Below are 22,559 nucleotides of genomic sequence, written 5' to 3' on the forward strand. Positions count from 1 at the left end.
AGTGGCCTGAAGGTCGAGCTTCGCAGCTTCTCGTGGTTCGTTCCCTGCCATGCGATCCCTCCTCGGGTCGGAAGGGGTGGGGAACTTTCAATGACCACAGATGCGGAACTTTGCATGACCGCTGACAACGGCGGCGAACAGCGGGTCGAACACGCTGTGGCGGATGAAGTGGGATACCGACGACAACCGTTACGAGTGGAGCCAGATCACGAACGCCACCGGCACCCCGCCCTCCGCGCGCTACGGCCACGCCTCATTTTACGATCCGATCTACAAGCGCATCTTGATCTGGGGCGGCACGAACGATGGCGCGAATCCGATCGGCGACAACGGCACGGTCTACGTGCTCGACATCTCGAATCCCAGCGTTCCCGCATGGAGCACGATCACGCCCTCTGGCACGCCACCCGCGGCGCGCTTTGGGACCCGCATGATGCTGGACCCCTACGCGCGCTGGAAGACCAGCAACACCGCGCAATACCGCAACTTTCGCGGGGTGATGTTCGGCGGGCGCACCGGCGCGGGCAACAGCGGGCTCAAGAACGACTTGTGGTCGCTATGGATCAGCAACACCGGCACTGCGCTCGAGTGGACCCAGGACAGCTACGCCACTACCCAGCCCGAAGGCTCCCCGGCACCCCGCGCCTATCACGTCATGACGCTGGATGCTGCGGGACGGCTGTCCGTATTCGGAGGCGATGTCGGCGTGGACGAAACCCCGAGCCCCCTGAGCGATCGGCGCGCTTGGTCCGCAGCAATGCCGGCCTCTGGCGGGGGAGGTGATGCTGTCGTGGGATTCGAATACACCTGGGACGAACTGGAGACAAACGCCGACGTCGGTGTCGTCGGCGCGGCAGCCGCACACTGGTCGCGAACCATGACGTCGCACATCCCAGACGTGTTTGCGATTGCCGGATCGAGCGCCACGCGAACGACTCACTCGACATCGGCGCTCAAGCAAAGCACGTATCCGTTCAACTTCCTGCTTCCCGACGGAAAGCTCTTCGCCGCTGGACCGGAGAACCAGAGCTTCCGTTTGAGCGCCCCGGGCCAGACCTGGGAGAGCTATCCAGGCTACGGAGACATCGGACTCCCTTTCGCGGCCTCGGCCGCGATGTACGCGCCTGGCAAGATCCTTACTTCCGGAAGTCAGTTCAAGAGTGATGGTGGTCTGGCTCACGATGAAGCACGCATGATTGATCTGACCGTCTCCAGTCCAAGCTGGAAACCCACCGTGAACACGATGTATCACCATCGCTTCAACCACAATCTCGTGGTCGCGCCGAACGGTCATGTGTGGGCAATCGGTGGCACCCAGGTGCCATTTGAGAATGATCCCGCCAGCAAACAGCCAGAATACTGGAACCCCGACATCACCGGATCCGGTTCGCAGGGGCAGTGGTACAACTCGATCAATAGCGAGGCCTTCCCTGAACAGGCGCTGATTCGCGGCTATCATTCCACGGCGATCTTGCTGCCCGACGGTCGAATTCTGAGTGCCGGCGGGAACAACGATGAGCCGCCCTCGCCTGGAACAGGCGGGCAGTACAAATCGGAGATCTACTGTCCGCCGTACCTGTTCCGCTCGAACGGTACGCTTGCCAAGCGGCCGGCGATCAGCACCGCGCCAACCACACTGACGCCTGGCAAGACCTTCACCCTCTGTTGCGATGATCCCGGCAGCGTCACCAGGGTGTGCCTCATCGCGCCCGGCGCTGTCACGCATGGATTCGATCAGAATCAGCGGTATGTGCCGCTGGAGTTCAAGGTGGAGTCGAGTTCCTCGCGGCTGATTGTGAAGACGCCGCCGAGTCTCAATTACGTCCCGCCCGGCGACTACCTGCTGTTCATCGTGGGCTCCAACGACGGCGGCACTGCGTTCCCGAACATGCCGTCGATCGCCAAGTGGGTGCGGGTCCAGAGTGCGCAGCACGTGGACGCTTGCGACGCGCTGGCGCCGGCCACCACCACGAACCTCACGGTCGAAGTCACGGCTCCGACCGCGATCTTCATGAGCGCCACCGCGCCCGGCGACGACGGCAGTCTGCGAGTCTCGGGGCTGGTGAGCGGCAGCGAGCTGCGCCGACACTCCGTCTCCATCAGCTCGAGCAACTGGTCGGCTGCGACGACGAGTGGGTTCACGGCCGCAGCGACGTTCGACTCGGCCGGCAGCGAGGCGTACTTCGATGCGACGGGCCTGTCGTCCAATACGACCTACCACTTCGCATTCAAGTCGAAGGACGACGCGGCGGGCCCCAACTGGTCGGGAGTCTCCAATTCGGCGTCGGCCACCACTTCGGGCGGCGGCGGGGGAGGCTATCTGGTAGCGGGATCGGACCGACCGACCACCGCATCGATCACACCCAGCGAGGCGGGACTGATCGCCGAAGCGACACCGACTGCAGGTAGCGGCTGGACGGTGACGTTATCGCGAGTGGCCGACGTAGAGGGCTTCGCCGCCTCCGATGCGGGCTTGGTGGTGCTTCAAGATGACGACGCGAGCGAGGGCTGGCGGACACGACGGAAATTTGCGGCGCCCGCTGACCTGTTGGGCCTGTGTGCGCTGCGAGTCGGGCGGCGCACATTGGTGCTTGGCGACTTTGAGCTCTCGCAGGTGGCGAGCCGGATCAAGACGGAGTCAGGCCATCTGGCACTGACCTCAGCTGCGCACTCACAGCTTGGGTCACTTGCGATCTCGGCCCCCGAGCCAGTGGCGATCTCACTCGAGATCGGCGAGCAGCTGGTGCTGACATACACAACGACCACTGCCTCCGAGGGTGCAATGTCGGAATTCGCGGTGGTAGCGCGCGGAGCCGAGCTAGAGGGGATGAGCGGGCCACGGCTACACCGCCCGGCGCTGAGCCTGCCGACTCGGTTTGCCCTTCATCAGAACACGCCGAATCCGTTCGCGGGTTCGACCGCGATCCGATTCGATCTGCCGCGTGCCAGTCAAGTACGGCTCGAGGTGTTCGACTTGTTCGGTCGCCGAGTACGGACGCTGGTGCAAGGCGAGCGAGCGGCCGGGTCGCACCAAGTCGAGTGGGATCGAATCAGCGACTCGGGACACCGCCTGAGCGCCGGAGTCTACGTCGCCCGTCTTGTCACAGAGGGCTACCGGGCGGAGAGCAAGATGGTGATCGCGCCCAAATAGCGCTGAGCGAAGTTGCCCAACTGGATCAATCTCGACTGAACGCGGATCTCGGGGAGGTGGGACGGTCGAAGCTCCCACCTCCCCCAATCGTTCCATCGCGCAGGCTTGCGCGTCCATGCTAAGTCGCCCCGAAGATGTACTGGTTCAGCTGCACGATCGTGCTGTCCTTTTCGCCGACTTCGAACGCGATCAGATCGCCGATCGTCACGATGCCGATGAGGCGCTGATCGTGCAGCACCGGCAGATGACGCACCCGGCGCTCGGTCATCGCCGCCTTGCACGCGTCGATCGACGAGGCCACCTCGCAGGTCTCGACCGGCGCGGTCATGACGTCTCTCAGTAGAGTGGTGGCGGGATCGCGACGTTCCGACACCACGCGACGCAGCACGTCACGCTCGGTGAACATGCCGATCACGCGGTCGTTTTCGACCACCACCACACCGCCGATCGCTCGCTGATTCATGAGGTGAGCGGCGGCGAGCACGGTGTGCTCGGGGCCGAGCGAAACGACCTCACTGCCCTTGCGATCGAGGATTGCCTGCACGGTGGCCATGGAGACCTCCTGAGCCGGGTGGCGGCTCGAGCGGCGTGCAGTGGCATCCGGTCCGCGATTCGGCCCGTCGGTCCGCGCGCCGTGCCGAAAGCCTAGACCCGTGGGGCCGCCGTGGGAAGGGTGTCGTAGACTGCGGACCTTCCCCCGGAGGAGTCTCATGGATCGCAGACAAGCGTTGAAGACGATGGCGCTCGGCGCCGCATCTCTCACGGTCCTCGACCGCACGGCCCTCGCGAACGGCGGCGCCCCGGTTGCGGCGACGACGCCGAGCGGCGGCACGGCCGCCACGCCGGCCCTCGCGGCTCCCACCGGGCCGTTCACGCTTCCGGCGCTTGGCTACGCATTCGACGCGCTCGAGCCGCATCTCGACGCGCAGACCATGCAGCTCCACCACGACAAGCATCACGCCGCCTACGTCGCCAACCTCAACAAGGCGGTCGCGGGTCGCAAGGAGGTCGTGGGCTGGAGTCTCGATCAACTGGTGCGCGACCTGGCGAAGGTACCGGATGAGATTCGCACCGCGGTTCGCAATCATGGCGGCGGCCATGCGAATCACTCGCTGCTGTGGACGACGCTCAAGCGCGACGGCGCGAAGGCGCCGGCCGGTGAGCTGGCGGGCGCGATCGACAAGGCGTTCGGTTCGCTGAGCGGATTCCAGGACAAGTTCAACGCCGCCGCGACGGGAGTCTTCGGAAGCGGCTGGGCGTGGCTCGCCCACAGCAAAGCGGATGGACTCACGGTGATGGCGCTGCCGAATCAGGACTCACCGATGTCGACCGGCTGGACGCCGTTGTTCGGCATCGACGTGTGGGAGCACGCCTACTACCTCAAGTTCCAGAATCGCCGCGCGGAGTACATCACCGCGTTTCAGAGCGTGGTGGACTGGGATGCCGTCTCGGCGCGCTACCGCGACGCGTTGAAGGGCTAGAGGCGTGCGCCGCGGATGACGTCCTGGTCCGGCAAGGTCTCGCCGGCGGTATTCGAAACGCTGATCGCGCCGCATCTGGGCGCGACGCGTCCCGAGGTGGTCGTCGGCCCCCGGTCCGGCCATGACTGCGCGATCGTCAAGGTCGGCGCGGGCCGCGTGATGGCCGTCACCACCGATCCGCTGTCGTGGATTCCGTGCCTCGGGCTCGAACGCTCGGCGCGACTCGCGTGTCATCTGCTCGCCTCGGACCTGTGGACGAGCGGACTCGCGCCGAACTACGCCGCGATCGAATTCAATCTGCCCGCGGAACTCGACGACGAAGCATTCGGTCGCTACTGGCGCGCGATGAGCGACGAGTGGAAACGGCTACAGGTGGCAGTTGTGACCGGCCACACCGGACGCTATGGCGCCGGCGGGGAAACCACGCTGATCGGAGGCGCCACGCTGATCGGAGTCGGCGATGAGGGTCGCTACCTCACGCCCGCGATGGCGAAGTCGGGCGATCGCGTGATCGTCACCAAGGGGTGCGCGATCGAAGCCACGGCGATCGCGGCCCACCTGGTGCCGGAGCGCATGAGGGAACGCTTCGCCGAAGCGTCACGCGTGCACGCCGACGCGTTACCCGCGCGGGTCGAAGCGTCACCCGCGCAAGTCGAGGCGTCACTCGCGCGCGCCGCGGCGTTCGTCGATCAGGTCTCGGTGGTCGCGGACTGCCAGGCGCTGCTCCGCGTCGGCGTTCGTGAGCGCGGCATCTCGGCGCTTCACGACGCGACCGAGGGCGGCGTGCTTGGCGGACTCATCGAGCTGGCCCACGCGTGCGGAAACGATCTGCGCGTGGATCAGTCGCGCATTCCGGTCGCCCTCGAAGCGCGCGTCGCATGCGAGGCGCTGGGCGGGCTGGATCCCTACTGGACCCTCTCCGAAGGCGCATTAATAGCGTGCGTAACGCCACTGCGCCTGACGGAAGCGTTGGCCGAATTGCGCTCGGCGGGAATCGTCGCGGCAGAAATCGGCGAGGTCATCGCGGGCACCGGACGCGTGTGGCTCACCACCCTCGATGGCAGGATCGAGCCGCTCGACACGCCGCGACCGGACCCGTACTGGGCCGCTTACGCGAAGTTCGCGGCGCGCACCGAGCGCTGAGTCGCCCGTGTGCACCCCGTCAGTCCATCTGACTGACGAGGCGATCGAAGGGTTGCATCGCGCGGGACGAGTGTTCGGAAATCGTCGCGATCATTCGTCCCCCGATTTGCACACTCTCGTCCCGCGCGGCGGTGCGTAGGTCCCAATTGGCTGTGATGATTCGAAGCTGATCCGTACAGTCATTGCGTTCGGACCGAGCGTGTTCGATCGGGGACGGGGGAACCATGGGGCTCGAGAGCCCGACTTCCGTTGCCCGAGGCGGCATGCGCGCGCCTGGCGAGACCCGGCGCAGTGTTTCCACACCCGATTCGATTTCCCCCGAATCCCCGTGGATCGCGCGTGCGGCCTGGGCAGCGATTGCACTGTTTACAGGTGTGCTGTTGTGGCTGGCGCTGGCGGTTCACGTGGTCGGCGACCACGCGGCCGAGAGCGACTTCTACGGCGGTTACGCGCAGGGCGCCGCGCTCATTCAGCGTGGCCAGCTCGACTACTCGCGCTACATCGTGGTCGGCCCTGGCTACGAAGTGGCGCTCGCGGTCGCCAGCGCTCTGATTCCGGATCGCTTCCTGGCGGCCAAGCTGCTCTCGGTCGCCTCGGCTGTCGCGGCGGTCTCGCTGTGGTTCCTGCTGGTGCGCCAGCGCATGGGCGCGCTCTCGGCGCTGTGGGTACTCGGCTTCCTGGTCACCAATCCGACTTTCGTCCGCTACGGCTACTCGGCTACCACCGACATGCTGGGCACCTTTCTGCTCGTGGCGTGCGTGGCGGCGACGATCGCGGCGCGTGGTGCCATTGGAGCGTTCCTCGCCGGCCTGCTCGCCGGCGTGGCGACGCTGACTCGCTACAGCGCGATCTCGCTGCTCGCGGGCGCGTGGCTGGTGCGCGGAAACCCGGCGCCATCGACGCGTCCGCTGCACTCGACCGCGGCATTCGCGATCGGCTTTCTGGTGCTGATCGCACCGTGGGCGGCGCTCTCGATCTCGGCCGGCTCGGTTCCCGGCGAAATGCTGGTCAAGGGCTACGGCTTCTACGCGAACTCGAACGGCAGCCGAAACACGCAGGATGCGCTTCGTGCCCCCGGCGAAGTGCCCGCGCGCCACCTCACGCTGCTCGAGGTGGTGCGCCGCGATCCGGTCCGGTTCGTGTGGGACCGGCTGGTCGCGATTCCTCGGCGCCTGCTGTTGCACGCCGGCGAGCTGATCGGATGGCCGGCGACGGTCGCGCTCCTGTTCGGGGCGGCGAGACTGGTGTGGTTTCGCCGCGCGGCACCGTTGCGGCCCGTGTGGGTGCTCGGTGCGCTGTCGTTCGTTGCGCTGCTCGCCGCCTTCCACAGTGCGCGCTATGCGCTGCCGCTGGTGCCGTTCTACGTGACGGCGGCGGCGGGGCTCGCCTCGCGCGGCGATCCCGACATGCTGGGAGGCACGCGTGGCTAGCTGGACGAGCGGCCAGTGGGCGCGCGGCGTCGCGTTGATTGCGATGGGGCTCTCGCTCGGCTCGGCCGTTCACGTGCAGCGTCTCGCGCTCTCGGATGCGCCGACCGAGGTGATCGCGGCCGGCCGCGCGCTCGCCGCCGATGCGGCGCGTGGCGCCAGCGTCATGAGCCGCAAGGGACACATCGGCTTTTACTCGGGCCTGCCGGTGGTCGAGTTTCCGCGTGTCGAGGATCTCGCGGCGCTCGGATCGTTTGCGCGCGGCAACGGCGCCGACTATCTCTACTTCTCGTGGTACGAGACTCAGCTGCGCCCCGAGTTTGCCTATCTGCTCGACACCACGAGCCGGGTGCCGGGATTGCGGGCGATCCATGTGAGTCCCACCAAGCCCGCGGTGCTGTACCGCATCGAGCCCGGGTTCGGGCGCGCCCCGGCGTGGTGGAACGACGAATTCGAGCGCTCGGTGCACGCGGCGCGCGCCATGGTGTGGGTCAGCGGCGACCGCGCCGCGACCGCGCATCACGTCGTGATGGGCGTCGATGCATTGCGGCGCGGCGCCTGGAGCGAGGCGCTGCACCATGCCGGTCTCGTCACGCAGCGCGAACCCCGCGATACCGTGGCGTGGGTGGTGGCGGGCGAAGCGGCGCGCGGCCTCGGGCGCGCGCTCGAGGCGCGGGCGGCCTACGATCGCGCACTCGCGCTCGATTCGAGCGAGACCATCGCCCTGATGGGGCTCGGCCGGCTCGAGGCGCAGGCGCTGCGCGGTGATCGCGCGCGCGCGCTGTGGCAACGCGCGGCGGCGGGCACCGACGATCCCGCGATGCGGGAAGAGATCCGGCACCTGCTGGCGAACGCGGTGCCGTGAACGCCGCGCGCCGGTCGGCCGCGCCCGGTGCTCTCGGCTCGATCGCACTCGTCGCGCTGTGGGCGCTGCTGTTCGCCCCGCAGTTGTTCGAACGGCGTCCATTCGTGGTGGGCGATACGGGGCGCTACGCGGCCTACGCCGACTTCTCGCGCGACCGCTGGGCCGAGCTCCACGAGCGCACGTTCTGGAATCCGTACGTGTTCATGGGGATTCCGGCCGGGGCGAGCCTCGCCGATCCGCGCCCGCAGTGGCTGCCCGCCGGACTGCTCACCACCTGGGACGCGCTCGACCGCGCGAGTCGTCGGATGCCGAGCGCGTTGCCGATCATCGCAAGCCTCCTCGGAGCGCTCGCGGCGGCATGGCTTGGACGAGTGCTGTGGATAGGGCAGGCCGAAGAACGCGTTTCGCCGGTGGCGCCACCGGGTTCGGAGGCGGCGGGCTTTGTCGCGGGGGCTCTGTGGCTGCTCGCGCCGGGACTTCTGGTGCCGCTCGCATTCGGACATGATGCGCAGTCGCTCACGCTCGCGCTGCTGCCGGCCACCCTGCTCGCGACGCACGGAGTCGCCGCGGCAACCTCGCGCGCCGCGGTTGCCGGATGCGCGCTCCTGCTCGCCCTGTGCGTGGCGTTCGAGGGACTCGCGGGCCATCCGCAGTTTCTCGTGATCGTGGCGTGCCTCGCGGCACCGTTCGCCATCGAACGTGCGCTCCGCTTCGCTCGACCGCGGCGGCTGCGGCTCCACGTGATTGCGACACTGCTGGGGCTTTCGATGTCGGCGGCGGTGTGGCTGCCGGCGCTGCTCTATGGTCGCCACACGCAGCGCGCGGATTCGGGTTTCGCGCTGCGCGAAGCCGCGCGCTGGAGTGCTGCGCCGCTCGATCTGCTGGCGCTCGCGTGGCCGCGCGCTGCGGGCTTCGGTGGACCCGGCTATCACGGCGGGCTTGCGGCAACCGACTATTCGCACTCACTGGGGCTCGTCGGTGCGCTGCTGGCCGTGATCGGGTTGCTGGCCGCGCGCGGTCGCGAGGCGCGCACTGCCCGGTGGCTCGCGGCGCTCGGTGCGATCGCGGCGGTGTTGAGCCTGGGCACGGGGCTGCCGCCACCGCTTCGCGTTCTGCTGCAGCTCCCGATCGGCTCGGCGTTTCGAACGCCGGTCTCGTGGTTGATCGTGACGCAGTGTTGCGGTGCGTTGCTGGCGGCGCGCGGAGTGCTCGAGTGCGCGGGCGGGTCGGCGCGATGGCTCAGGCCCGGATTCCCGAATGCCGGACCGCGTGCGCTCCACCGGGTCGGTGTGGCCGCGATCGGGCTCGTCGCCACTCTGGCGGCACTCGCATTGTTCGCCGAGGTGCGACCGGTGCTCGAGCGGGCGACCGGCCAGGTGGCGTCGTCGAGCGCTTCGCCGGGCTTTCCGCTACGAGTGCCACCCGCCCCGGCGCTGGCGCGCCTTGCGGCCGCCGATCCGCGCCATCGGGCGTGGCCGGGGGATCCGGAGCTGGGATTCTCGAATGACTGGATTGCGTGGCGCGCCCCTCAGATTGCCGGACTTCACGGGGCGGTCCCGAGTCGATGGGATCGTGCGGCTCGCGAGGATTTGTTCCTGTGCGAGAGCGTGCTTCGGGCCTGCGCGGTCGGCTGGCAATGCGGCGCGGCGGGCGATTCCATCGCGAGCGCTCCGGGCGAGTGCCGGGTGGTGGCGATGCACGCCGCGTTGCCGCGAGGCTACTCAGTCGCCTCGGTGCGAGTGCTCCCGGACGACGCTGCGGTGATCGCCGCGATGCGCGATCCCTCATGGGAGCCCGAGCGAGTGGCGTTCACGACCGAGTCGAGCGCCGGCTTCGAGGGGGTTCGCAGTGCCCGGTGCGAATGGATTCGCGATGACCCCGATCGGCTGGTGATTCGAACCTCGGCGTCGGCCGAGGCGTTCTGGGTGATCGCGGACACGCACTTTCCGGGCTGGCGCGCCTCACTCGACGGGGCGGAGATTCCGATCGCCCGCGTGAACCTGATGCTGCGGGGCGTGCGCGTGCCGGCGGGGACGCATCGGCTGGAGCTTGATTACCTGCCGCAGGGCTGGACGTTCGCGGTCGTGGTCGCGCGCGCGTCGTGGCTGCTGTGGTTCGCGGGGGTCCTGGCTACTCGATTCCGCCGTGGACCGGCGAGACCAGATAGAGCCGGCCGGTCTGCCAGAACGCGGGGGAGCCGCTCGCGGGAGGACTCGCCGGTGTGACCACCGAACCGGCGGACGCCGCGCTGCCGGCCGAACTGCCGCCGAACACGGTCGCGTGGCCGCTGACGGGCGAACGACTCGGCATGATCGCGTGAAGCAGGTCGGTCACTCGCAGCGCTGCGCGCGTGCGCCGCGGAGATTCGATGCCGCGCATCGTGATGCGAGCCAGCGGTGCCGTGCTCTGGACGCCACCGATCGGGAAGTACTCCGATGTCGCATTGCGCCACATGTCGGCGCAGGTGCCGTCCGGCAGGCGGCGCTGGTCCGGTGCGCACACCAGGCACTCGGAGTCCGGATCGGGCATCGAGCCGTCGGGCATCGAACGGCCCTCGGCAGGGTGCGCGCCCGCATACGCGAGCGTCCCGCCTGCGGGAATGCAGGCGACGGCCAGCAGCAGTGTCAGCGCGACGGGGAGTTTCATGACGATGTGAGGCTAGTCCGGGTCTTGTTCGGCCACAAGGGGGGAGTGACGAATCGTGACCGGATCGTGACATTCGCAAGCAGGTGCCTGACAGGGGCTTGCGATGGGGGGAGAGGCCCGCGCGGCAGGCCGTGACCGATCCCAGTCGAGACGATTCCGCCGCAGCCGCGCTGGTCGGCTCGGATCTCCGCGTTCGTCGGGTCGGGGCCGGACGAGGACGATTGCTTGGCCGTTGCGCCGTGGCGGCCGATACTTCCCGCGTCGCCGTCTCTCGCCCGCCTCCGGAGCCCTCCCGTGCGCATCGCCGCCATCGACATCGGCACCAACTCGATCCACATGGTGATCGCCGATGCCACGTCGGTCGGCTCCTTCGTGGTGGTCGAGCGTGAGCGCGAGGTAGTGCAGATCGGCCGCGGTTCGTTCCGCGGCGCCGGTCTGCGCCGCGATGCCATGCAGCGCACCGTCGAGGCGCTGGCGCGCTTCACTCAGCTCGCGCGGCGACACGGCGCGGATCGCATCCTGTGCACCGCCACCGCGGCGGTGCGCGAGGCCCGAAACGGCGGCGAGTTCCTGCAGGCTGCGCGCGCGGCTTCGGGCGTGCAGCCGCGCGTCATTCCGGCCGAGGTCGAAGGGCGTCTCATCTACCTGGGAGTCAAGTCGGCGCTGCAGCTGGGTGACGGTCCGGCGCTGGTGGTCGACATCGGGGGCGGCAGCGCTCAGCTGGTGGTCGGCGATCGCGAGCGGCTGCTGCTCGCCACCTCGGCTCCGCTCGGTGCGCTGCGGCTCTCGGAGCGATTCCTCGACTCCGATCCGCCGTCGCGCGGCGACGTGCAGCGCCTGCGTCGTCACATTCGCGAGGCCGCCAGGGACTCGATCAAGCGCGTCGGCGCGCTCGAGCCCTCCCGTGCTTACGGATCGTCGGGCTCGATCCATGCGCTGGCTCAGATCGCGCACTGGCTCGAGCATGGTGCGGCGATCGAGCACATGAACGGCCACGTACTGACCCTCGAGGCGCTGTCCGAACTCACGCGGCGGCTGTCGCGCATGACGCTGGCTCAGCGCGAACGGCTGCCCGGCATCGATGCGCGTCGCGCCGAGATCATCGTGCCCGGGGCGCTGGTGCTGCTGCACGTGCTCGAGGCCACCGGCATGAACGGCATCACGGTCTCCGACTTCGGGGTGCGCGAAGGACTCGTCACCGACTACATCGAGAAGCACCGAGACGAGATCTCGCGGCTCGCGCCGATCGAGGACCTGCGGCTGCGCAGCGTGCTGGCGCTGCTCGATCGCTTCCAGAGCGACGCACCGCACGCACGTCACGTGGCGATGCTGGCGCTGGCGCTGTTCGACGCACTGGCCACCGAGCATCGCCTCGATGCGGGAGTGCGCGACCTGCTCCACTACGCGGCGTTGCTGCACGACGTCGGCTCCGCGGTCGGCTTCGATCGTCACGCCGAGCACTCCGCTTACATCATCCGAAACGGAAACCTACGCGGGCTGTCGTCGGCCGAGGTCGATCTGGTGGCGCTGGTCGCGCGGTATCACTCGAAGGCGGCGCCGCGCAAACGCGATCCCGAATTCGCCGCACTTCCCAGGGCGAGTCGTCGCACGGTGCGGTGGCTGGCCGGCATGTTGCGCGTCGCCGAGGGGCTCGATCGCAGCCACTATCAGCTGATTCGCGGCGTACGCGTCTCGCGGCGCGGGGATCGTGCGGCGCTGCTGGTCGCCGCGCGGCGCGACGCCAAGCTCGAGCTGTGGGCCGCACGCGGGCGCACCGAGCTGCTCGCGCGTATGCTCGGTTCGCGCAAGCGGCCGATGCGCATGATCGTGAAGCTCGACCCGGTGGCGGCACGGGCGCCGGAGGCGGGAACGCGGCGCGCGGAGGCGGTCGCGAAAAGCTCCGAGGCCTCGCCTCCGCTCAAGATCGTCAGTCGGGGCTAGCCGACTCGAGCTTGCCGGCGCATCGCACCGCGCGTTCAATCGCCGCGGCGCGTGCCGACTCGAGCGGTTCGAACACCTCGCGCAGCGGCGGAGTGTGCAGCGTCGCGCGGCGCTCGAGCGCCGCGCGGCACTCGGCGAGATCCTGAATCGCACCGAGCGCCAGTTGCAGCTTGCGCAGGCTCTCGATCCTCGGTGTGCGTGCGCGGTGCGAGCGGTGCTCGCCGGCCGGCGCGGCGCGTTCCGCCTCGTGAGCGCACTCGAGCGCGTAACGCCAGCCCTTGATCGCGATGCGGGCCTCGTGCAGCGCGGCGTCATCGAGCGCGGCGAACGCGATCGAGAGCGCGGCTCGCGCCCGCACGGCGCGACGCTGAACCCGGCGGTCGAGCTGGGCCGGCAGGTCGGTGGCGCGCTGCGCCCGTTCGCCGAGCCCCTCGGTTGCGTCCGCGATCGCGTTATGAATGCGGTCGAGCCGCCGCGGCGTCACCACAGCTGCCGCTGCGGCGGCAATGGCAGGTCGTTCGCGCTCGAGTTCGAGCTGCCAGGTCGCGAGCGCTTCACGCGCAGCGGGCGGGAGCTCGGGTGCGAGCCGTGGCAGGGACTCGAGCACCACCTCGATGCCGCGCGCGAATCCGAGCGCCCTGCGCAGCCGGCGTGCGCGCCGGCGCGCGCGACGGGCGTCGCGGCCGTTGAGCAGCGGGCGCCAGAAGTCGAGCCGTGCGGAGAGCCGGCGGGCGGCAACGCGCGCGTCGTGAATCGCGTCAGGATCCGCATCGGCTCGTACCCGCGCGGCGGCGCGGGCGAGTGTGGCGAATCCCTCGGTCAGCGAGTGACTCGATGCTTCGGCGGTGCCGTGCGACATGCGGTTCGCTTCAGGTCGTCGCCAGCCGCGGTGCCGGGCGCGCAGGCGTCGATTGCAACAGGGCCGCGACCTTTTGCGTGAGGTACTCGTCGATCTCCTCGACCGACTGAGTCGCGTCGATCACGTCGAAGTCGTAGTCGCTCGAGAGCCGATCGAGTTGCTGGATCACGCGCGACTGGTAGTTGATGAACGAGTCGTAGAGGTCGTCGCCCATCGGGATGTCCATGCCCGATTCCCAGTAGTCGAATCCGCCCGAGGTGAGCACGCGCGGCACCAGGTCCGGCACGTCGATGCGCAGGTAGAACACCGCGTCGGGCTTGAGCGCGAACGAGTAGACCTGGCGGATCCACTCGGGCTCGGCGCCGCGCACCACGGCGCGCGCCATCAGCGAGTAGAAGTAGCGATCGGTGAGCATCACGAAGCCCGCCCGCAGCGCCGGCACGATCTGGTGTTCGAGCCGATCGGCGAAATCGGTCGCGTAGTAGAGATTGAAAGCGTTCGAGCCCAGCGTGTTTCCCTGCTTGGCGCGCTGAAGGCCACGGCTCGTCAGGTCGGAGCGCGTGAAGCCGGTTTCGGCGACCGCGTAGCCGAGTCGCTCGAGGTACTCGCGCAACAAGTTGACGTGAGTGGTGCGGCCGACGCCGTCGGTGCCCTCGACCACGATCAGCCAGCCGGTCAGATCCTCGAGCAGCACGCCCGGGATCCCGTCGCCCAGGGATTCAAATCGAGGCATTGGCGACCTTCTTCGCGCGGCTGCGGCGCAGCTTGGGGAGCAGCGGCTTCACGAGCTTGCGCAGCAGTTGCTGCTGGCGCTCGACCGGCAGGGTCGCGTCCATCACGGTGAGCCCGTACTCCGGCACCAGCTGTTCGTACTCGGCGAGGATGCGGGCCTGAAAGAGTTTGTAGGACTCCTGGATGTCGGCGTGCCATTGCATGTCCATGCCCGCCTCGTAGTACTTGAGCTTGGGGCGCCCCGACAGGATGCGCTTGAGCGCGACTTCGAGCGGTGCGCGAAAGTAGACCGCCAGTGTCGGCACCACCGCGAAGCGATAAAGCGAGCGCACCCAGCGCGGCGGCACGCCGCGCACCACGTCGCGCGCGAACGCCGTGTAGACGTAGCGATCCGCCAGCACGATGCCGCCGGCCTTCAGACACGGCAGGATTTCGCGCTCGACTCGATCCGAGAAATCGGTCGCGTGAATGAGCGAGAAGGTCAGCGGCGTGAGCACCTTGCGGCGCTTGCCGCGCGAAGTGGTGACGCGCACGATCGGCGACGAGTTCCACTCGCTGAACACCACCGGGTAGCCCTCGCCGCGCAACCACTGCGCGAGCAGCGTGAGTTGCGTGCTCTTGCCCGAGCCGTCGATGCCCTCGACGATGAACAGCCGGCCCGGGTATTCGGGCGCCAGCGCGCCGAAGGTGCCGGTCACGGCCGGCGTCGATTGCGTCATGCCTTGCTCCGTTTGAGCCGCGCCTCTCGCAGCAGGCGCGGTGGAAGAAATGCGGTGAGGCGGCCTTCGCCGGGTGCCGGCGCGCCGATGAATGAAATCGTGCACGCCCCGGCCTTCTTGAGCGCGAGCGTCGTCGCCGGAGCTCCGAACACCAGAATCGCCGCGAGTTTTCCGAGATCGGGTTCATGTCCGACCAGCGCGACGACTTCGGTCGCCTCGCAGTCGGAGAGTGTCTTGAGAACTTCGCGAAACGAACCACCGGGCGCAAGTGCATCGAGGTACTCGATCGGGGCATCGAGCCCGTGCGCCGTCCGCAACAGTTCGGCGGTGTGCCGGGCGCGCTCGAGCGGGCTCGAGTAGATGCGCGTGACCGGTCCCGCCAGGCGCGCGAGGCCCCGCGCGGACGCACGGGTGCGCGCGGTTCCCCGCTGAGTGAGCGGGCGATCCGCGTCGTCCGGCCAGCGCGCGGCATCGCGGCTGCCGGCGGGTCCGTGCCGAAACAGGATGATTCGCATGGGGTACTCGGGGAGGCTCGAGGGCGGCGAGGTTAGCACCGCGTGCGGGGGCCGAACGAATAGCGAAAACCGTGTTTTTCCGGCCGATTGGTGCGGTACACTCTCGGTCGCTCATGCCCGCGGCCCAGCGCGGGACTCGTCCTCGAGAACCACGACTCCCCGCCCTGACACCGCTTGATTCCACGAGTTCCCGCCATCCGAAACTCGCTGCGCCGCTGCATGATCGCCGGTTTGCTCGTGACCTGCGCGGTGCTCGCATTGCGCGCCCCGGCCGCCACCCATGCAGCCACGAGCGTACCTCCGCCGTGCCGCATGGTGCCGCCTTCGCCCTATCGGCCGAAGGAGATGACGATGCTGTGGCACCAGGGGTCCTACCACCTGTTCTACATGCGCCTGAACGTGATCCTGCCGTTCGACTCGACCACGCGCGATCTGGGCCACACCACCTCGGGTGATCTGATCGCGTGGGAAGAGCAGCCGGTGGTGCTCGATCGGCGGCCGACCCAGTGGGACAACATGCACATCTGGGCGCCCAGCCTGCTGGTGACCGACTCGCTGTTCTACCTGTTCTACACCGGCGTCACGTACCAGCCGCCCGCGTACAACCAGACACAACGCATCGGCATCGCGACCTCGAAAGATTTGTACAACTGGACGCGCTACCCGCAGCCGATCTTCGATTGCAGCGACGCGCCGTGGACGTTCTGCAATCCGCACACGCCATGGGGCGGGAACTTTCGCGATCCGATCGTGATCCCGCATCCGAGCACCACCGGGCACTGGCTCATGTACTACGGCGCGATGGTGGACTCGACCACCGGCCAGATGATGATCGGCGTGGCGGAGTCGGACGGCGACTTGTTCGAGTGGGAGGATCGCGGTCCGCTGCTGAACACCGGCGAGGCGTACACCTACGGCCGCACCATCGAATCGCCGGCCTTCGCGTTCGTCGACGGCACCACCTACCTGTTCTATACCACCGAGTCGGGCCTTCCGATCAACTATCAGACCACCACGAACCTGCTGGGTCCGCCGTCGCAGTGGACCTCGCAGCGGCGCCTCGAGTGGGAAGTGCCGAACACCAGCCGCCTGTTCGGCTGCGAGTTCTACGTGCACGACGGCGAAACGCTGTTCATGGCCGCGAACGACTTCCATCGCTCGATCGACCTGTACTGGGTCGAATGGGGGACCGCGCCGCACTTCGCGTTCGAGACCCCGATGGTGACCGCGGTGAAGGATGCGAGCGAGATCGCGGGCGGCCCGAGGGTGCGTGTGCTGGACGGCGCGTTCGGATCGGGTCGCGTCGAGTTTCAGGTCGAGGTGAGTCACACCATGACCTGCAAGCTCGACCTGTTCGACGTGAGCGGGCGTCACGTGAAGCGGCTGCTCGATCGCGCGCTGCCGCCGGGGTCGAGCCGCGTGTCGTGGAACGGCGAGCTCGATGGGGGCGCCGCTGCGGCCGGCCTGTACCTGGCGCGGCTCTCGACCCCGGTCGGCTCGAGCAGCGCGCGCGCGCTGTGGACGCCGGGTCGCTAGGGTTTCGGCGCGAGTTCTTCGGGCGGCTTCACGCGGCGAAACGCACCCCACAGCATGAGGTCGTAGCTGATCTTGAGCCCCGCGCCGACCGCCAGCGCCGCACTCGATGACGCCCCTCCGAGCAACAGGCCCGCGGCCGCCGGTCCGATCGCCCATGCGGTGGTGCGCACCAGAGCGGTGATCCCGGCGGCGGTGGTGCGTTCGTCCGGCCGCACGATGGCCATGACGTAGGACTGGCGGGTCGGCACGTCCATTTCGACCAGGCCTTCGCGCAGCAGAAACAGGATCGAGGCGACGAGGAAGTTGGGCGCGATCGAGACCGAAGCGAGCAGCAGGCTCGACGGAATGTGCGTGAACACCATGGTGTTCAGGAGTCCGATGCGGCGGCTCAACCATGCGGCGCCGAAGTGAGAGAGCGCGTTGAGCACCCGCGCGCCGAAGAACAGGGGCCCAAGCTGGCTCTCGCTCGCCCCGAAGCGAGTCGCGAAGATGAGCGAGAGGGCCGCGGTGGTGAGGAAGCCACCGCCCAGGCTGTCGACGAATGAGAGTGCCGACCAGCGAATCAACCGCGGGCGGGTCTCGGGAGAGATGTGGAGGCGTGGCGCACCTTCCGCTTCGGCTTGCGAGGACAGCGCCAGCGCGAATGCTGCGCAGACCAGCGAGAGCACCGCGTGCATGACCAGCACGGTGCGAAGCGACGCGATCGAGGCGACCGGATCACCACCGAACCACAGCGCAGGGGCCGCCGATAGCAGCGCGCCCAGGGCGTGGCCGAGATCCTGCGCCACGTTGTAGCGCGCGAACACCGAGGTGCGTTCGTGATCGGACGTGGTCGCCGGAATGATCGCCTGCTCGAGCACCAGCTGAGCGCCGCGATCACGCCCCATGCCATTGATCATGCCGATGAACGCGGTCCCGGCCAGAAGCCAGGGCCCCGAGGCCCATGCGAACGCGAGGGTGCCCGCGGCGGTGAGAATGCCGAGCGCGACCAGCGTACGGCGACGACCGACGCGATCGGATGCGAGCGTGACCACTGTGAGGGCGATCGCAATACCGGCGAGCCCGCTCGCAAGCACGTTTCCGAGTGCGGCACCGCCGAGCCCGACGCGCGCGAGATAGAGCCCCGCCACCACACCGACCATGCCGGTGCCGGTCGCCCTCAGGAACGCCATCAGGTAGATGAGGCGACGGTCGCGGGTGGAGTGGAGGGGAGGCGGGCTGGTGATGGGCGGAATCCTCGGGTGGGCGGGGGATTCTGCCATAGCGGGTGGCGGTCAGATGATGGGCAGTCCGATACCTGCTGGAGTGATCATGCCGAAGGCGCAAGCTGTGGACGAGTCCAGTTCCAAGCTGTCTGCTTGGCGGGGACGCTTACGGTTGCCGTTGGCGTCGTCGGTGTAGACGGTGGTAGTGCCGCCCTGACGAGCGAGCGACCCGAAACGCCGAGTCGCTCACTCGCTGAGGCGCCGAATCCAGCCGTTACCTGGCCAGCGTGCGCCGCAGCCGCGCGGCTGCTGCCTTGGTCGCCACCGGATCGCGAGCCTCCACGGCCGCCAGCACTGCCCGTACGTCCGCTTCGATGGGTGCTGCTTCGGACGAAGTCAGTCGGTCCCGCGTCCATTTGATCGCGACGACATCGCCCATGACGGCGCCCTCATCGTTCGCGGCCTCGTCCACCAGGAGCTGACGAATCCACAGCTCGATCAGGTCGGTGTCGACTTCGGCGCGTGGCCTGTGACGCTGTTGAAAGTCGAGCGTCGCACGCGCGACGTCAATGCTCGCCTGGCGGGCATTCGCGACCTGCGTGGCATTGACCGCACTCACGAGCCGGCCGCGGGCTTCGTTCATCTGCGCGAGCAGCATGGGTGGTAGCGAACCGGTCTGGAAGGTGGCCCAGGCCGCGTTCACCGCAGTGACCGAGGCGGAGGCGGTGCTCCAGGCTCCGGACCCGGCCGCGTCGAAGACTTGCGCCGCTCCCGTCCACAGCGTGTTGAGTTCGGCCGGCATGGGTCCCGCCAGCGCATCGGTCGGCAGCGCCAGTGCGACGGCCTCCAGATTGGTACCTGAGCCGGTCGAGAATTCGCCGTAGGCGGGCGCGAAGGTCTTGCTCTCCTGTGTTCCATCCAGATGAAGCTCGCGCACGATGATCGCGCCGTTGATCGGACCTTGCGGGCCGTTCACGGTGACGCCGACCGACTGGACGGTGACTTCCTCGAACACCGACTCACAAATGTTCTCGGGCCGCCAGACATCACCGACCTGAGGGACACCCGCCATGATCATCCCCGGGGGCCCATCCAGACCTGCGAGCCAGGTGCCGTCGGTGTCGGAGATGCGCCCGTCTTCGTAGTTGAAGACGTCCTCGCCGAAGTACCAGACCGCGCCGTCATCGGCCTGCGCGTACCAATCGAGGGCTACTTCGTGGATACGCCCGCCGAGAAACGCGACGTACTGAGAGACCAGCGTCTCTACGGCGTTTCCATTCCAGGTGATGAGCCGCGTTCCAGGCAGCAGGGTGACTTCCACACGGAACGGAGCGCCATCCACGTTGCCCATCAGGAGGACTCGACTCTGGGCGCTGACCGGGAACAGCGGATTGGTGACACTCGTCGGATTCGAGAACGCGGGTGTGCCCACGTCCACCCGCATGCTGTCGGGGGCCAGGTTCAAGTTGGCGCAGGACAGCTCGACTTCGTTGGGCTCGGTCGGGCTCTTGCTGCCGCAGCTCAAGAGGGCGAGCGACATGAACGTCGCAACAACGATCAACAGGATGAATCTGACTTTCACGGGCATCCTCCGTAGTCCAACGCCTGGCGCGCCGATGGCGCCGCGCTACGGAAGAGGAACCGGGGAGCCGGGAAGTTTGTGACAACGCCGGCGGCGCGCTACGGAGCGAACACGGACTCCGGCGGCCGTCGCAACGCCCGTGCAATGGGGTGGCGGTCCTGCTCGGGATCGGCCCAGGGCGAACGCCGATAGAAAAAGTCGGTGCGCGCGCCCGCATCCTTTGCAAACGCGGGGTCACGGATCAGCCGCACGCGGAACGAATCCGCCAACGCCGGGTCGGCCTCCATCATGCGTTTGGCAATCGGCTCCATGACGTAGTCCTCGGCGTACTCCTTGCGCTGGAAGATCGTGTCGAAGTAGTTCCAGGCCAGCAGCCCGTCGGGAGCCTGGGCTTCGAGCAGGTGCATGGCGACGAGACCCTGCGGCTGATCGAGCGCCACCCACAGATCACCTGCGCGGAAGCTGCGGCGCACGCGCTCGAGCTGCACGCGCTTCACCTCGAGCGGGCGATGGCCTTCGAAGGTCGCGGGATTCGACGGTGCTTCGAGTATGTGCGCGATCTCGACGCTGTCGGTCCATGCGCGCGTGAGGCGGCGTACCCGCACGCCATGCAGCTCGAGCTTCTCGCGCACGGCTCGCCACTCCTGCGGCACCACGTAGCCCGCGGGTTGGCGCACCACCACGGTCGGTCGTTGCAGCTGGTAGAGCGGCACCAGGGTGTCCCACGGCGCGGTGCCGAAGTGCGGCACCGAAGCACCCGTGATGGGGCTCGTCTCCCATCGCGTTTCGACTCCGCGATAGGGAAAACTCTCCGCACTGTCGGTCGAGGTGGTGGCGAGCACCACGTCGCGGCGGCTCGTCACGGCCTCGCGCCCGCGGGTGACGATCTCGGCCTCGGACTCGGCGACCGCACGCGCCAGCTCGCGCGGTCGCGCGTTCAACTCCTCGAGGATCGCGACCATGAAGTCGTAGGTCGCCTTCACGCGATTCGCGTAGGGCTTGAGCATGTGCGTCTCGGTCAGGATCGCGGCGCGGCCGTGCAGCGGCGGATAGCCGGTCGAGAAGCGCGGTGCCGAGGGCGAATCGACGATCCCGCTGCGCGGGTCGCTGCCGTCCTTGAACGACAAGTAGGGCGCCGGCAAGTGCCCCATGGCGCGCGTGCGCTCGATGATGCGCTCGGACACCGCGTGTGTCATCCACCGCTCGATCGGCCGTGGCACCACCGGCCCGTGATTCACGCTGTAGGTCAGATCGTGCTGGTAGTCGGCGCCGTTGGTGGTGTGATTGTCGACCAGCAGGTGCGGCCACCACTGCGTGAAGACGCGCGAGAGCAGCGCCTGCATTTCGGGGGTCTCGACCTTCATGTAGTCGCGATTCATATTGAGACCGATCGGCGAGGCGCGCCAGCCCATCGACTCGGGACCGTTCTGGTTGATGCGATTCCACGGGCCGGTGCGCTCGTGCGCGTCGACCGAGAAGATCGGCAGGATCAGCACGATCACGCTGTCGAGCAGGCGTTCGCGGGTGCGCGTCACCAGGATGTCGCGCGCCAGCGCCAGGCACGCGTCCTTGCCTTCGATCTCACCCGAGTGGATACCGTTCTGGATCAGCACGATCGGCTTGCCGGTCGCGATCGCGGCGGCGGGGGTGAACGCGCGATCGCGCGACAGCACCAGCAGCGGCAGCTCGCGACCCTGCCCGCTCACGCCGTAGGTCAGGTAGCGCACGTTCTGAGAACCGGCGGTGAGCTGACGGCAGAAGCGGATCGTCTCGTCGTAGCTGGGCGTCTGACGGTAGCCGGATCGCTCGGCTTTGGTGAGCCAGTAGGGCGCGACTCCGGTGCTGGTCACCGAGGTGCCGGGCTTGACCGAGTCCGGCGGGGCCGCAAACTCGACCTTGTAGATCGAGGCGGTGGCGGCGGCCGTCGGCGGCGCGGGCTGCGCGTGCACGAAGCGACCCGGAAGCGCGAGGGCCGCGAGGAGTGCGATCGAGACGCCGGTGTGTGACGCCGCTCGCGACCAGGAAAGCGAAAGAGTGCGCGACATGTTCGCGCACTCTAGCACAGCGATTTATGCGCTCGACCGCGCGTGATCGCGACTATCGAACCTTCACCTGTGCTTCGCCGACGCCGACATCGAGGCTGATGCGCGAGGTGCCGCCGCCGGGGCTCCAGTGCACCGTACGACCCAGCCATCCGCGCCCGCGCGTGCTGCCATCGGGCGAGTCGACGGTCGCGCTGCCAATCCCGACGTCCACGTTCACGCTCGAGATCGCCGCACGTTCGAGCCACACCGTGGCTTCGCCGACGCCGAGATCGACGTCCAGATCGCCGCGCATGCCATCGACTTCGAGGTCACCCACGCCCATGTCGATGTTGACCGCGCAGGCGCTCGGAACATAGAGGATGCCGTCGAGAACGAAGCCCATGCCGCCGGTGGCCTTGGGGTAGCCCTCGAGTTTGAGCCGCAGGTCGCCCTCGCTCTGGTGGTGTTCGAGCTTGAGCCGCGAGGCGCGCCGCTCGCATGCGTCGGTGCTTCCGTTCTTGCAGCGCACCTGGAGTTCGAAGCGCACTTCGCTGCCGCTGGCCGCCTTGACGTGCAGGTCACCGACCGGGAAGTCGAGACGCACGCGGGTGTTCGGCGTGACTTTCCAGGAGCGAGCTTCGGTCTGAAGCACCGCGGAAGCATGACCCGGAGGAGCGGCCGTCAGGATGGCGAGCGCCGCGACGGCGCATGGGACGAGGGCTTTCACGGCAAC

The 22,559-nt window shown here is 68.1% G+C and carries 18 protein-coding genes; 8 read left to right on the plus strand and 10 right to left on the minus strand.

Annotation, left to right across the window (positions count from 1 at the left end; translation table 11 throughout):
* Positions 1-163 precede the first annotated feature (163 nt).
* Complete coding sequence (locus HOP12_14475) at positions 164-3,151, plus strand: DUF1929 domain-containing protein (GenBank protein ID NOT35346.1); 2,988 nt, start codon at positions 164-166, stop codon at positions 3,149-3,151.
* Positions 3,152-3,269: 118 nt separating this feature from the next.
* On the opposite strand, the gene HOP12_14480 is transcribed toward HOP12_14475, so the two are convergent.
* On the minus strand, positions 3,270-3,704 hold the full coding sequence (locus tag HOP12_14480; GenBank protein ID NOT35347.1) for a CBS domain-containing protein: 435 nt from the start codon (positions 3,702-3,704) through the stop codon (positions 3,270-3,272).
* Positions 3,705-3,888: 184 nt separating this feature from the next.
* On the opposite strand from HOP12_14480, the gene HOP12_14485 reads away from it, so the two are divergent.
* The 5 genes from HOP12_14485 (at position 3,889) to HOP12_14505 (ending at position 10,292) form a co-directional block, all read left to right on the plus strand.
* Positions 3,889-4,632: a superoxide dismutase gene (locus HOP12_14485; GenBank protein ID NOT35348.1), complete on the plus strand. Its 744-nt coding sequence runs from the start codon at positions 3,889-3,891 to the stop codon at positions 4,630-4,632.
* A 15-nt stretch (positions 4,633-4,647) separates the two neighbouring features.
* A complete protein-coding gene (locus tag HOP12_14490; protein ID NOT35349.1) occupies positions 4,648-5,775 on the plus strand; it encodes an AIR synthase in 1,128 nt (375 codons plus the stop codon).
* A 263-nt stretch (positions 5,776-6,038) separates the two neighbouring features.
* Positions 6,039-7,205 (plus strand): hypothetical protein, encoded by a 1,167-nt coding sequence (locus HOP12_14495; protein ID NOT35350.1) that lies wholly within the window; start codon positions 6,039-6,041, stop codon positions 7,203-7,205.
* Positions 7,198-8,067, plus strand: a complete 870-nt coding sequence (locus HOP12_14500) for a hypothetical protein (protein NOT35351.1) — start codon at positions 7,198-7,200, stop codon at positions 8,065-8,067. The genes HOP12_14495 and HOP12_14500 overlap by 8 nt, the downstream gene beginning before the upstream one ends.
* A complete protein-coding gene (locus tag HOP12_14505) occupies positions 8,064-10,292 on the plus strand; it encodes a hypothetical protein (GenBank protein NOT35352.1) in 2,229 nt (742 codons plus the stop codon). The genes HOP12_14500 and HOP12_14505 overlap by 4 nt, the downstream gene beginning before the upstream one ends.
* Here HOP12_14505 and HOP12_14510 read toward each other — a convergent pair.
* Positions 10,198-10,713, minus strand: coding sequence for a hypothetical protein (locus HOP12_14510; GenBank protein NOT35353.1), 516 nt, complete (start codon positions 10,711-10,713; stop codon positions 10,198-10,200). The genes HOP12_14505 and HOP12_14510 overlap by 95 nt on opposite strands.
* 294 nt (positions 10,714-11,007) lie before the next feature.
* On the opposite strand from HOP12_14510, the gene HOP12_14515 reads away from it, so the two are divergent.
* Positions 11,008-12,654: a Ppx/GppA family phosphatase gene (locus HOP12_14515; GenBank protein NOT35354.1), complete on the plus strand. Its 1,647-nt coding sequence runs from the start codon at positions 11,008-11,010 to the stop codon at positions 12,652-12,654.
* Here the strand turns inward: HOP12_14515 and HOP12_14520 are convergent.
* Genes HOP12_14520 through sixA form a run of 4 tightly spaced genes read right to left on the minus strand, consistent with a single transcriptional unit; the run spans position 12,641 to position 15,479 of the window.
* Positions 12,641-13,513 (minus strand): CHAD domain-containing protein, encoded by an 873-nt coding sequence (locus tag HOP12_14520; protein NOT35355.1) that lies wholly within the window; start codon positions 13,511-13,513, stop codon positions 12,641-12,643. The genes HOP12_14515 and HOP12_14520 overlap by 14 nt on opposite strands.
* A gap of 10 nt (positions 13,514-13,523) precedes the next feature.
* Positions 13,524-14,246 carry a thymidylate kinase gene (locus tag HOP12_14525; GenBank protein NOT35356.1) on the minus strand — a complete coding sequence of 241 codons (723 nt, stop codon included), beginning with the start codon at positions 14,244-14,246 and terminating at the stop codon, positions 13,524-13,526.
* The gene (locus HOP12_14530; GenBank protein NOT35357.1) at positions 14,233-14,964 is read right to left on the minus strand and encodes a thymidylate kinase; all 732 of its coding nucleotides are present in this window, start codon (positions 14,962-14,964) and stop codon (positions 14,233-14,235) included. Before HOP12_14530 ends, HOP12_14525 begins: the two co-directional genes overlap by 14 nt.
* Positions 14,961-15,479, minus strand: coding sequence for a phosphohistidine phosphatase SixA (gene sixA / locus HOP12_14535; protein NOT35358.1), 519 nt, complete (start codon positions 15,477-15,479; stop codon positions 14,961-14,963). Before sixA ends, HOP12_14530 begins: the two co-directional genes overlap by 4 nt.
* Positions 15,480-15,698: 219 nt before the next feature.
* On the opposite strand from sixA, the gene HOP12_14540 reads away from it, so the two are divergent.
* On the plus strand, positions 15,699-17,015 hold the full coding sequence (locus HOP12_14540) for a family 43 glycosylhydrolase (protein ID NOT35359.1): 1,317 nt from the start codon (positions 15,699-15,701) through the stop codon (positions 17,013-17,015).
* On the opposite strand, the gene HOP12_14545 is transcribed toward HOP12_14540, so the two are convergent.
* From HOP12_14545 to HOP12_14560, 4 genes are all read right to left on the minus strand, one after another.
* On the minus strand, positions 17,012-18,187 hold the full coding sequence (locus HOP12_14545; protein NOT35360.1) for an MFS transporter: 1,176 nt from the start codon (positions 18,185-18,187) through the stop codon (positions 17,012-17,014). The genes HOP12_14540 and HOP12_14545 overlap by 4 nt on opposite strands.
* A gap of 307 nt (positions 18,188-18,494) precedes the next feature.
* Positions 18,495-19,802 (minus strand): hypothetical protein, encoded by a 1,308-nt coding sequence (locus tag HOP12_14550; GenBank protein NOT35361.1) that lies wholly within the window; start codon positions 19,800-19,802, stop codon positions 18,495-18,497.
* A gap of 98 nt (positions 19,803-19,900) precedes the next feature.
* Complete coding sequence (locus tag HOP12_14555) at positions 19,901-21,847, minus strand: peptidase M14 (protein ID NOT35362.1); 1,947 nt, start codon at positions 21,845-21,847, stop codon at positions 19,901-19,903.
* A gap of 52 nt (positions 21,848-21,899) precedes the next feature.
* The gene (locus HOP12_14560) at positions 21,900-22,553 is read right to left on the minus strand and encodes a hypothetical protein (GenBank protein NOT35363.1); all 654 of its coding nucleotides are present in this window, start codon (positions 22,551-22,553) and stop codon (positions 21,900-21,902) included.
* Between the last annotated feature and the right edge of the window lie 6 nt (positions 22,554-22,559).

It is taken from the genome of Candidatus Eisenbacteria bacterium, assembly GCA_013140805.1.
In the GTDB taxonomy this organism is placed as follows: domain Bacteria; phylum Eisenbacteria; class RBG-16-71-46; order RBG-16-71-46; family RBG-16-71-46; genus JABFRW01.

Coding starts and splice junctions, on each gene's coding strand:
- HOP12_14530 (NOT35357.1), bottom strand. CDS start 14,964: ATGACGCAATCGACGCCGGCCGTGACCGGCACCTTCGGCGCGCTGGCG.
- HOP12_14525 (NOT35356.1), bottom strand. CDS start 14,246: ATGCCTCGATTTGAATCCCTGGGCGACGGGATCCCGGGCGTGCTGCTC.
- HOP12_14480 (NOT35347.1), bottom strand. CDS start 3,704: ATGGCCACCGTGCAGGCAATCCTCGATCGCAAGGGCAGTGAGGTCGTT.
- HOP12_14475 (NOT35346.1), top strand. CDS start 164: ATGAAGTGGGATACCGACGACAACCGTTACGAGTGGAGCCAGATCACG.
- HOP12_14485 (NOT35348.1), top strand. CDS start 3,889: ATGGCGCTCGGCGCCGCATCTCTCACGGTCCTCGACCGCACGGCCCTC.
- HOP12_14495 (NOT35350.1), top strand. CDS start 6,039: ATGCGCGCGCCTGGCGAGACCCGGCGCAGTGTTTCCACACCCGATTCG.
- HOP12_14540 (NOT35359.1), top strand. CDS start 15,699: ATGATCGCCGGTTTGCTCGTGACCTGCGCGGTGCTCGCATTGCGCGCC.
- HOP12_14490 (NOT35349.1), top strand. CDS start 4,648: ATGACGTCCTGGTCCGGCAAGGTCTCGCCGGCGGTATTCGAAACGCTG.
- HOP12_14520 (NOT35355.1), bottom strand. CDS start 13,513: ATGTCGCACGGCACCGCCGAAGCATCGAGTCACTCGCTGACCGAGGGA.
- HOP12_14510 (NOT35353.1), bottom strand. CDS start 10,713: ATGAAACTCCCCGTCGCGCTGACACTGCTGCTGGCCGTCGCCTGCATT.
- HOP12_14555 (NOT35362.1), bottom strand. CDS start 21,847: ATGTCGCGCACTCTTTCGCTTTCCTGGTCGCGAGCGGCGTCACACACC.
- HOP12_14545 (NOT35360.1), bottom strand. CDS start 18,187: ATGGCGTTCCTGAGGGCGACCGGCACCGGCATGGTCGGTGTGGTGGCG.
- sixA (NOT35358.1), bottom strand. CDS start 15,479: ATGCGAATCATCCTGTTTCGGCACGGACCCGCCGGCAGCCGCGATGCC.